Below are 10,148 nucleotides of genomic sequence, written 5' to 3' on the forward strand. Positions count from 1 at the left end.
GGGGGGGCCGGGCGGGCGCCAGGCCGCCCCGCGGCGAGGGGGCGGCCGCGGGGGCGCCCGCCGCTTCCGCTCCGGCTGCTGGACTGGGTGGCGAGCGGCCTTGCGCTGCTCGCCGGCTTCGCGGTGTTCGTGCTGGCGCTGATGATCGGCTTCGACGTGCTGGCGCGGCGCTTCGCGGGCTTCTCCGTGCAGGGCACGGACGAGCTCGGCGGGTACACGCTGGCACTGATCGGCTCGCTCGGTCTCGCCTATGCGCTGATGCGCCGGCGGCATACGCGCATCGACATCCTGCTGCCCTACATGCCGGAGCGGATCGCCCGCGCGCTGGATGCGCTGGCGGTGGCGACGCTGGCCGGCTTCGCCGTGTTCATCGCGGACCATGCCTGGGTCGCCTTCGAGGAAACCTGGACCTTCGACAGCCTGGCGAACACGCCGTTGCAGACACCGCTGTGGATCCCGCAGGCCTTCTGGCTGGCCGGCACCATCGCCTTCGCCGTCTGCGCGCTGGCGCAGGCGCTGCACGCGGCCTGGCTGCTGCTGCGCGCGCCGGAGCGGATCGCCGCCTTCTACGGTCCGCTGACCACGCAGGAGGAGCTCGAGGAGTTTCAGGAGGAGCGGAGCGGCAGCGGTCCCGCGCCGACGCTGCGCTGATGCGGGGACCGCGCGCATGATCGGCATGGAAGGCGTGCTCGTCGGCTTCCTGATCCTGCTCGGGCTGATGATGCTCGGGCTGCACATCGCCACCGCGCTGTTCGCCACGGCCGCGGCCGGCGCCTGGTTCTTCTTCGGCGACCTGATGTTCCGCCCCTTCGGCACGATGATGTGGGGCACGCTGAACAACTTCCTGCTCGTCGCCATCCCGCTCTATGTGCTGATGGGCGAGATCCTGGTGCGCGGCGGCGTGACGGAGCGCATGTACGTGGCGCTGGCGGACTGGCTGAACCGGCTGCCGGGCGGGCTGCTGCACACCAACATCGCCGCCTCCACGCTCTTCGCCTCGATCTCCGGCTCGTCGGTCGCGACGGCGGCAACGATCGGCACCGTGGCGTTCCCCGCCTTCCGCAAGCGCGGCTACAGCGAGAAATGGGTGCTCGGCTCGGTCGCTTCCGGCGCGACGCTCGGCATCCTGATCCCGCCCTCGATCAACATGATCATCTATGGCGCGCTGACCAACACCTCGATCGGTGCGCTGTTCCTGGCGGGCTTCCTGCCCGGGCTGCTGATGGCCGCGATGTTCATGGCGGTGATCGTGGTCGCGAGCGTGCTGTATCCGTCCATCGCCGGCAGCAAGGAGCAGGTGGCGCCGCTCGCGGAACGCGTGGGCCGGCTGAAGGACCTGCTGCCGCCGCTGTCCATCTTCATCCTGGTGATGGGCAGCATCTATGCCGGCTGGGCGACGCCGACCGAGGCGGCGGGCGTCGGCGTGGTGGCCGCGCTGCTGCTGGTCGGGCTCAGCGGGCGGCTTTCGGTGCACATGCTGGTGCAGTCCATGCTGACCACTGTGGGCGTCACCGCAATGACGCTGCTGATCCTGGTCGCCGCCTTCTACCTGAACTTCATCGTCGGCGTGCTCGGCGTGCCGGAGCAGGTCTCCGCCTTCATGTCCGGCATCGAGGTGCATCCCTGGACGATGATCCTGCTGCTGGTGCTGCTCTACATCTTCCTCGGCTGCTTCCTGGACAGCCTGGCGATGATGATCGCCACCATCCCGATCGTGTTCCCGATCGTCTCGCATCTCGGCTACGACGCGATCTGGTTCGGCATCTTCCTGGTGATCATGTGCGAGATCGCGCTGATCACCCCGCCGGTGGGCATGAACCTCTACGTCGTGCAGGGCGTGCGCGGCCGCGGCACGATCGGGGAGGTGGTGCTGGGCACGCTGCCCTTCCTCTGCTGCATGTTCGCCATGGTGGCGCTGATGACCGTCTGGCCCGCCTTCGTCGGCTTCCTGCCCAGCCTGTTGTCGTGACGGCCCCGGTCACCTGCATCCGCCGCGCGGCCTGGGTCGTCGCCTGGGATGCGGCGCGGGGATCGCATGTCTATCTGCGCGACGCCGATGTCGCCTTCGCCGGCAACACCATCCTCCATGTCGGCGGACGGTGGGAGGGCGTGGCGGCGCGCGAGATCGAGGGCGCGTCGCTCTTCGTGATCCCCGGCCTGATCAACATCCATTGCCACCCGGCGCAGTCGCCGATCTTTCGCGGCTTCGTCGAGGAATTCGGCAATCCGCGTCTGTTCTATTCCTCGCGTCACCGCTTCCGCCAGGCCTTCCTCCCGGATGCGGAGGCGCAGCTTGCCTCCGCGCGATTCGGCCTGGCGGAGTTGCTGGCGGGCGGCGTGACGACGGCGGTGGATCTCAGCCACGCCTATCCGGGATGGCTCGAGGTGCTGGCCGAAAGCGGCATCCGCGCCGTCGCCGCGCCGATGTTCCGCTCGGCGTCCTGGTTCACCGAGACCGGGCAGGAGACGCAGTACGAGTGGGCGGAAGACCTCGGCGAGGCCGCCTTCGCGGAAGCCGCGGCGGTGATGGAGGCGGCGGAGCGGCATCCTTCGGGGCGACTCTCGGCGATGGTCTCGCCGGCCCAGGTGGACACCTGCACGCCTGAGCTGCTGCAACGGAGCGCCGCGCTCGCCCGCGCCACGGGGCGGCCGCTGCACACCCACGCGGCGCAGAGCTATGCCGAGTTCGCCGGCATGACGCGGCGGCATGACATGACGCCGATCGCGTGGCTGCATCGCCTCGGCTTCCTCGGGCCGCGCACCATCCTCGGCCATGCGGTCTTCACCGACGAGCATCCCTGGCTGGTCTGGCCGCGGCGCGACGATCTGCGCCTGCTGGCGGAAAGCGGCACGGCGGTCGCGCATTGCCCCACCGTCTTCCTGCGCGACGGCACGCTGCTGCACGACCTCGGCACCTACATGGAAGCGGGCATCCGCATCGCGATCGGCACGGACACGCATCCCCAGAACCTGCTGGAGGAGATGCGCATGGCCGAGTTGCTGGCCCGCGCCGCCGCCGGCCCACGGCATCGCTGCGATACGGCGCGCGTGTTCCACGCGGCGACGATCGCGGCGGCGGAGGTGCTGGGGCGGCCGGATCTCGGGCGCTTGGCGGCGGGCGCGCGGGTGGACCTCGTCTGCTGCACGCTCGACCACCCCGCGATGCAGCCGCTGCGCGACCCGCTGCGCAACCTGATCCATGTGGCCGCGGAGCGCGTGGTGCGTGACGTCTGGGTGGATGGGCTACAGGTCGTGGCCGATGGCCGCGTGCTCACCATCGATCAGCAAGCGGCCGCACGTGCGCTGCATGGCGAGCAGGACCGGCTGGCGGCGTCGCTCGCGCAGCGCGATCCGGAGGGTGCTTCGATCGACGATCTGATGCCGCTCGCCTTGCCGCTCGGGGCGTGACGCAGGCGCGCTACCCGATCTCCACCACAAGGTTCCGCGCCGCGTCGCAACGCGCCGTTGCGCCGGGCGGCAGCACCAGGGTGCTCTCGCGCTCCTCGATCAGCGCGGGCCCGGTGATGGCCTCGCTGGGCGCGAGCGCCGCGCGGTCGAACACGGCGGCTTCGACGAATCGGCCGCCGAACCACGCCGACCGCGTTCCCTTGCGCGCATTGCCGGTCCCGCCGGGTGCCGCGCCGAGATCGAGGCGCGGCGTCGGGCCGCTGACGGTGACGCGCCAACCGACGCATTCCACCGGCAGGTTGGCTTCGACGCGGCCGTAGAGGCGGCGGTATTCGGCTTCGAAGGCGGCGCGGATCGCCGCGTGGTCCAGCGCGGCGATATCGGCCTCCACCTGGTAGCCCTGGCCGGCATAGCGCAGTGCCGCGCGGATGCGCGTTTCGGCCGCGTCCACGCCGGCCTGCGCGACCAGCGCGCGGCCTTCGGCTTCCATCGTCGCAAGCATGGCGCGCAGCGCGTCGAGATCGAGCGTGGCGAGCGCCGCCACCTGGCCGCGCAGCAGCGAAAAACTGATCGGCGCGGCGAGGAAGCCGAAGGCGGAGGCGACGCCGGCGCCGGCCGGCACCACCATGCGCGCGATGCCGAGCTTGCGCGCGACCTCCACCGCATGGACCGGCCCCGCGCCGCCGATGGGCACCAGCGTGTAGCCCTCGATCCGCCGCGCCTTCTCCAGCGCATGGATCGCGGCGGCCTGCGCCATGGCGGTGTTCACCGTCTCATGCACGGCGAAGGCCGCCTCGACAGGCGAGAGGCCGAGCGGCTTCGCGAGCGTCTCGCGCACCGCGGCCTCCGCCGCTGCGACATCCAGCCGCATCGCGCCGCCGAGGAAGTTTTGGGGCGCGAGATAGCCGAGCAGCAGGTCGCAATCCGTCACGGTCGGCTCCGTACCACCGAGGCCGTAGCAGGCGGGGCCGGGATCGCTGCTGGCGCTGTCGGGTCCCACGCGCACCAGGCCAAGCGCGTCCACGCGCGCGATGGAGCCGCCGCCGGCGCCGATCTCGATCATCTCGACGACCGGCACCTTGAGAGGAAGACCACTTCCCTTGCGGAACCGGTCAACGCGGGAGACCTCGAAATCCAGGCTGCGCTGCGGCTCGCCGCCATCGATCAGCGCGGCCTTCGCCGTGGTGCCGCCCATGTCGAAGCAGAGCACGTCGGGTGCGTCCGCTGCCGCGCCGATCACGCGCGCGGCCTGCACGCCGCCGGCGGGGCCGGACTGCACCAGGCGGATCGGATGGCGCGCGGCGACGGCGCCCGCGACCGTGCCGCCATCCGACAGCATCAGGAAGAGCGGGCCGGCGATGCCCGCCTCGCGCAGGCCGGCTTCCAGTCGCGCGAGGTAGCGCGCGAAGACCGGCAGGACATAGGCGTTGGCGATCGTGGTGCTGCCGCGCTCGTATTCGCCGATCTCCGGCACGAGGTCGGAGGACAGGCAGAGCGCGACGTCCGGCGCTTCCTCCGCCGCGAGTTCGGCGATGCGGCGCTCATGCGCGGGATTGGCGAAGGCGTGCAGCAGGCAGACGGCGATGGCGCTCACGCCGTCCTCGCGCAGCGCGCGGATCGCGGCGCGTGTCGCGGCTTCGTCGAGCGGCGCGCGGATGCGGCCGTCGGGCAGCAGGCGCTCCGGGATTTCCAGGCGCAGGCGGCGCGGCACCAGCGGGTCGGGGCGGCGCATGAACAGATTGTAGGTGTCGTGGCGGAGCTCTGTACCGATCTCCTGCACGTCCCGGAAGCCCCGGGTGGTGAGGAAGCCGGTCTTCACGCCGCGGCGCTCGATCAGCGCATTGGCGACGAGGGTGGTGCCGTGGATGACGTGGCGGATTTCGTTCGCCGCGACGCCGTGTTCGGCGAGCAGGCCGCGAATGCCATCCAGCACGGCCTGCTCGGGCGCGTGCGGCGTGGTGAGGATCTTGCCGTTGAACAGGCGGCCGTCGCGCGTGTCGAGCAGGACGAGGTCGGTGAAGGTGCCGCCGATGTCCACGCCAATGCGGTATGGCGCCTGCATCAGACGTAGCCCTCCGCCACGTCTCGTGCGCGATCCTCGGCGCTGCGCGCGCTCGGATCGCCGAAGCCGCCGCCGCCGGGTGTCTCGAAGGTGATCGTGTCGCCGGGCTGCAGCACGATGCGCGCCTTGGCCGGCACGGGCTTGCCGTTCACCAGGTCGCGCCCGCCGCGCCCGGCACCGCCGCCGAGCAGGCCGCGCGGCGGGTGCTGCACGCGCTCATGGCGGTAGGTGGCCGTCACCGGCTTCTCGCCCACGACCTCGAAGGAAAGCCGCTGGCCAAGGCCGCCGCGGCGCGCGCCGTCGCCGCCCGAACCGGGGATCAGTGATTTCTGCGTGATGAGCATCGGCACGGCGTTCTCGAACTGCTCGACGGGCTGCGTTGCGACATTGGACGGGAAGGAGAGGCAGGAGGGCCCGTCATGCGAAGCCGCCGCGCCATGGCCGCCATTCATGAAGAACATGCGCGTGTAGCGGCGGCCATCCGCATGCTCGCCGGTGAAATACACGTTCCACAGCGGGCTGCCGGATTCGGCGATGACGCGATCCGGGATCAGCCGGCCGAGCGCGGCGAGGACCAGCATTGGAAGGTAGTGGCCGGTCAGGTGCCGCCCCCAGACCGGCGCGGGACGGCGCGGGTTCACGATGCAGCCTTCGGGTGCGATCAGCGTGATGGGCCGGAAGCTGCCGTCGTTGTTGGGCGTCGCCGGATCGAAGGCGCATTTCACGGCGTAGTTCGAATAGGCGCGCGAGAAATTCAGCGGCGAATTCACGGGCCGCGCGATCTGCGGATCGGTGCCGCTGAAGTCCAGCGTGATGGAATCGCCCCGGATCGCGAGGCGCAGGCGAATCGTCACCGGGTGGTCGAAGCCGTCGGCCGTGACCTCATCCGTCACCGCGCCATCCGGCACGGCCGCGATGGCGGCGCGCATCGCGCGTTCGGAGCGGCCAAAAATGTCGGCGGCGAGCGCGTCGAGGTCGGGGATTCCCTCCTCCTCCAGGATTCGGAACAGGCGCGGCGCGGCCTGGTCGTACATCGCGAATTGCGCGCGGATGTCGCCCAGCGCTTCCTCCGGCATGCGGAGATTGGCCTCGAGGAAGGCGACGACGTCCTCGTTCTCCTCGCCGGCGCGGAGGATGCGCGCGACGGGGATGGTGAGCCCCTCTTCCCAGGAATCGCGCGCCTCGACGCTCGGCGCGCCGCCGATGTCGGTGCAGTGGAAGGTGCTGCCGATCCAGGCGGCGATCCGGCCCTTCAGGAACAGCGGCCGGATCATGGTGATGTCGTTCAGGTGGCCGGTGCCGAGATAGCCGTCATTGCTGATGAGCACGTCGCCGGGTGATAGCCGCGCCGCGGGGATGCGCTCCAGCATCGCGGCGAGGGTGCGCGGCATGGTGCCGACGAAGCTCGGCACGGAGCGGGAGGATTGCGCAACCTGCCGGCCGGCGCTGTCCATCAGCCCGACCGCCATGTCCCAGTTGTCGCGCACGACGGAGGAGAAGGAGGTGCGGACGAAGGTTTCCGCGGCTTCGTCCATCAGCCCGCAAATGCGCGCCCAGGCGGTGCCGAGGCGCAGCGCCGGAATGGTCATCCGCGCATCGCCCGCAACTGCGCCGGATAGCCGGCCGGGTCCACATGCACGTCGATCAGCGACGGCCCATCATGCACGAAGGCGGCGCGCAACGTGTCGGCGTAGGTGTCGGGATCGGACGCGACGAAGCCCTTCACGCCGAAGCCCTCGGCGACCTGGGAAAAATCCGGGCGCGTCCAGCGCACGCCGGCGGGCGGCAGCTGCCGGCTCTGCTGCTTGATGTCGATCAGCGAGAGCGCGCCGTCGTTGAACACCACCGTCACCAGCTTCGCGCCGGTGGCCGCCGCGGTCGCCAGCTCGCCGGCCACCATCATCAGCCCGCCATCGCCGGTAAAGCAGATGGCGCCGCGCGCGGGATCGTGCAGCGCCGCCGCGATCCCCGCCGGCAATGCGAATCCCATCGACGCCAGGCCGTTCGAGATCAGCAGGTCGCGCGGCGCGTCGCATTGCCAGAAGGCGGTGGCGGAAAACATGTGCGCGCCGGCATCCACCGCGACGCGCGGCGCGAGGCCGGCGCGCCGTGCTTCCTGCTGTGCGATGCGCACGATGTCGGGCGGCGAGACACCACGATCGCCTTCCCAGGCCAGCGCCTGCCCGGCGGTGGCGCGATGCGCCTCGATCTCGGTCATCGTCCAGTCCAGCGGATGCACGGCGCGGTGCAGGCTGCGCAGGGAGGCGGCGAGCGGGCCATGCAGCGTCGCCGCGGGCGCCACATAGCGCACCGGGAAAGGCCGCAACGCGATGTCCACCACCGGCGCGGAATACCGCCAGGGCTGCAGGATCAGCTCCACCGGATCGAGGCCGATGGTCAGGATCAGGTCGGCGCTCTCCACCAGCGGCGCCTCCAGCGTGCCGCCGGTGAAGATCCCGGCATGCAGCGGATGCGCATCGGGCAGCACGCCCTTCGCCTTGTAGGTCACCAGCACCGGCGCCTGCAGCGCTTCCGCCAGCGCGCGCAGCGCTGCCGCCGCTTCGGGCTCCGCCGCTTCAAGGCCCGCCACCAGCACGGGGCGGCGCGCATTCAGCAGCAGCGCCGCGCCGTAGCCGAGATTGGCCGAAACCTTCTGCGCCACGCGCCGCGCGGTGCGGGCGCCGGGAACGCGCCGCGCGGCGGGGCCGGTCAGGTCGAGATGCACGGGCCGCCGCTCGCGCTCCGCGAGGTCGAGCAGCGCCGCGACCTCGGCGGCGTCAACGCCCGTGGCGTAGCCCGCGACATAGGGCGCGGATGCGGCGCGCTGGTCGAAGACCTGGTGCGTCACCCAGCCGATCTGCTGCGGCGTGAAGCCATCCGAGACCAGCACCACCGGCGCGCGCTCCAGGCTGGCGCAGGCGAGGCCGTTCAGCGCGTTGCCGACGCCCGGCCCCTTGGTGGTCAGCACCACGCCGGGCGCGCCGGTCAGCTCCGCATCGGCCAGCGCCGCCATCGCGGCGGCGCCCTCATGCTTCGCCAGCACGAAGTCGATGCCGTGGCGCGGCATGCCGAGCAGAAGGTCGAGCGAGGAGCCGCCCCCCGGCACGCCCCAGATCCGCCGCGTGCCGCGCCGCGCGAGGTCCGCCAGGAATGCCTCGGCCACCGTCTGTGGCGCCGTGGCCCGCCCCATGTCGTCCGGCATCGCGCCCTCCCCCCGCTTGGCTGCCGGTGGTTATGCATCGCGTTGCGTGCAGCGTCACCCCGGCGGCTTGCCATCCGGCCCCGGCGCGCCTTGCATGGCGCCGCACCTCGGAAGGGCGGGAACGATGACGACATTCGCGGGCAAGCGCGTGCTGGTGGCGGGCGGCAGCAAGGGGATCGGGCGCTCCGTCGCGCTCGCCTTCGCGCGGCAGGGCGCCGCCGTCTCCATCTGCGCGCGCGGCGCGGAGGCGCTGGAGGCGACGCGCGCCGAGATCGCCGCATGCGGCGTCACCGCCCACGCGCTGCCCACCGACCTGGCGGAGGCGAACGAGGTCGCGCGCTGGGTGATGCAGGCGGCGACGGCGCTGGGCGGGGTGGACGTGCTGGTGAACAACGCCTCCGGCTTCGGGTCGCGCGACACGGAGGAGGACTGGGCGAAGGGGCTGCAGGTGGACGTGATGGCGACGGTGCGCGCCAGCCGCGCCGCGGCGCCGCTGCTGCGCGCGGCGAGCGGCTGCATCGTGAACGTGACCTCCATCTCCGGCTACCGCCCCTCGCTGCGCACGCCGGCCTATGCCGCGGTGAAGGCGCTCCTGATCAACTACACGCAGAGCCAGGCGGCGGCCTTCGCGGCGGACGGCGTGCGGGTGAACGCCGTCGCGCCCGGCTCGATCGAGTTCCCCGGCGGCAGCTGGGAGCAGCGGCGGAGCACCGATCCGGCGCTCTATGACCGCATCCTGCGCTCCATCCCCTTCGGCCGCCTCGGCACGCCGGAGGAGGTCGCGGACGTCGTGCTGTTCCTCGCCGGGCCGGCGGCGCGCTGGGTGACCGGGCAGACCATCGTCGTGGATGGCGGCCAGCTGCTGGGCTGACCCGTGTTTCGTGCGCGTCGGCGGCCGTCACGCACGTAACGCGATTCCGGCTGCGGCGGCATCGTCCCGAAACATCGGGCCGCGATACGGACGGGGCAATCCATCGGGAGAGACCCCGTCCATGTCACGCCTTCCCCTCATGTTCCTCGTCACCGCCGCCACCTGCATGGTCGCGGGCGTCATGCTCGGCATCGGCATGGGCATGGCGCATGATTTCCGCCTGATGCCGGTGCATGCGCACACCAACCTGGTGGGCTGGGCCTCGCTGGCGCTGATGGGGCTGACGCTGCGCGCCTGGCCGGCGCTGGCCGAGGGGCGGCTGGCGCTGGTGCAGTTCCTGGTCTCGGCGGGCTCCGCCCTGGCGTTCCCCGTGGGGATCTATCTCGCGATCATCCATGAGGCGCCGGCGCTTGCCATCGCGGCCGGCATGGTCTGGCTGGCCGGAGCGCTGCTGTTCCTCGGGCGCCTCGTCCACCTGCTGCTGTTGCCCGTGCCGCGTCGGCGCGCGGCGATGCTGCCGGCCGAGTGAGAGCCGGGGCCCGGCCGGCCCCGCCCCCCCCCCCCCCCCCCCCCCCCCCCCCCCCCCCCCCCCCCCGCCGGGGGGC

General features: G+C 71.8%; 8 protein-coding genes. 5 read left to right on the forward strand and 3 right to left on the reverse strand.

Annotated elements, in window-relative coordinates; genetic code table 11:
- The 3 genes from AC1MIR_RS06110 to AC1MIR_RS06120 form a co-directional block, all read left to right on the forward strand.
- Window positions 1-651: TRAP transporter small permease subunit (locus AC1MIR_RS06110; RefSeq protein WP_480027296.1), on the forward strand; the 651-nt coding region annotated here is incomplete at its 5' end.
- Window positions 652-667: 16 nt separating this feature from the next.
- On the forward strand, window positions 668-1,969 hold the full coding sequence (locus AC1MIR_RS06115) for a TRAP transporter large permease (RefSeq protein WP_480027297.1): 1,302 nt from the start codon (window positions 668-670) through the stop codon (window positions 1,967-1,969).
- The gene (locus tag AC1MIR_RS06120) at window positions 1,966-3,408 is read left to right on the forward strand and encodes an amidohydrolase family protein (RefSeq protein WP_480027298.1); all 1,443 of its coding nucleotides are present in this window, start codon (window positions 1,966-1,968) and stop codon (window positions 3,406-3,408) included. The genes AC1MIR_RS06115 and AC1MIR_RS06120 overlap by 4 nt, the downstream gene beginning before the upstream one ends.
- Window positions 3,409-3,418: 10 nt before the next feature.
- Here AC1MIR_RS06120 and AC1MIR_RS06125 read toward each other — a convergent pair whose 3' ends face one another.
- The 3 genes from AC1MIR_RS06125 to AC1MIR_RS06135 are packed head-to-tail and all read right to left on the reverse strand — an operon-like array spanning window position 3,419 to window position 8,672.
- The gene (locus tag AC1MIR_RS06125) at window positions 3,419-5,470 is read right to left on the reverse strand and encodes a hydantoinase/oxoprolinase family protein (protein ID WP_480027299.1); all 2,052 of its coding nucleotides are present in this window, start codon (window positions 5,468-5,470) and stop codon (window positions 3,419-3,421) included.
- The gene (locus tag AC1MIR_RS06130) at window positions 5,470-7,059 is read right to left on the reverse strand and encodes a hydantoinase B/oxoprolinase family protein (protein WP_480027300.1); all 1,590 of its coding nucleotides are present in this window, start codon (window positions 7,057-7,059) and stop codon (window positions 5,470-5,472) included. The genes AC1MIR_RS06125 and AC1MIR_RS06130 overlap by 1 nt, the downstream gene beginning before the upstream one ends.
- Window positions 7,056-8,672: a thiamine pyrophosphate-binding protein gene (locus AC1MIR_RS06135; RefSeq protein WP_480027301.1), complete on the reverse strand. Its 1,617-nt coding sequence runs from the start codon at window positions 8,670-8,672 to the stop codon at window positions 7,056-7,058. Before AC1MIR_RS06135 ends, AC1MIR_RS06130 begins: the two co-directional genes overlap by 4 nt.
- Window positions 8,673-8,796: 124 nt before the next feature.
- Here AC1MIR_RS06135 and AC1MIR_RS06140 point away from each other — a divergent pair, with 124 nt between their 5' ends.
- Entirely contained in the window at window positions 8,797-9,543 is a 747-nt protein-coding gene (locus AC1MIR_RS06140; RefSeq protein WP_480027302.1) for an SDR family NAD(P)-dependent oxidoreductase, read from the forward strand.
- Window positions 9,544-9,664: 121 nt separating this feature from the next.
- Window positions 9,665-10,072 (forward strand): hypothetical protein, encoded by a 408-nt coding sequence (locus AC1MIR_RS06145; protein WP_480027303.1) that lies wholly within the window; start codon window positions 9,665-9,667, stop codon window positions 10,070-10,072.
- Window positions 10,073-10,148: the final 76 nt, after the last annotated feature.

The organism is Falsiroseomonas sp. RANM36 (genome assembly GCF_056682175.1).

Excerpts from the sequence above, each read along its gene's own strand:
- AC1MIR_RS06145 (WP_480027303.1), top strand. The coding sequence starts at position 9,665 with ATGTCACGCCTTCCCCTCATGTTCCTCGTCACCGCCGCCACCTGCATG.
- AC1MIR_RS06125 (WP_480027299.1), bottom strand. The coding sequence starts at position 5,470 with ATGCAGGCGCCATACCGCATTGGCGTGGACATCGGCGGCACCTTCACC.
- AC1MIR_RS06115 (WP_480027297.1), top strand. The coding sequence starts at position 668 with ATGATCGGCATGGAAGGCGTGCTCGTCGGCTTCCTGATCCTGCTCGGG.
- AC1MIR_RS06140 (WP_480027302.1), top strand. The coding sequence starts at position 8,797 with ATGACGACATTCGCGGGCAAGCGCGTGCTGGTGGCGGGCGGCAGCAAG.
- AC1MIR_RS06135 (WP_480027301.1), bottom strand. The coding sequence starts at position 8,672 with ATGCCGGACGACATGGGGCGGGCCACGGCGCCACAGACGGTGGCCGAG.
- AC1MIR_RS06130 (WP_480027300.1), bottom strand. The coding sequence starts at position 7,059 with ATGACCATTCCGGCGCTGCGCCTCGGCACCGCCTGGGCGCGCATTTGC.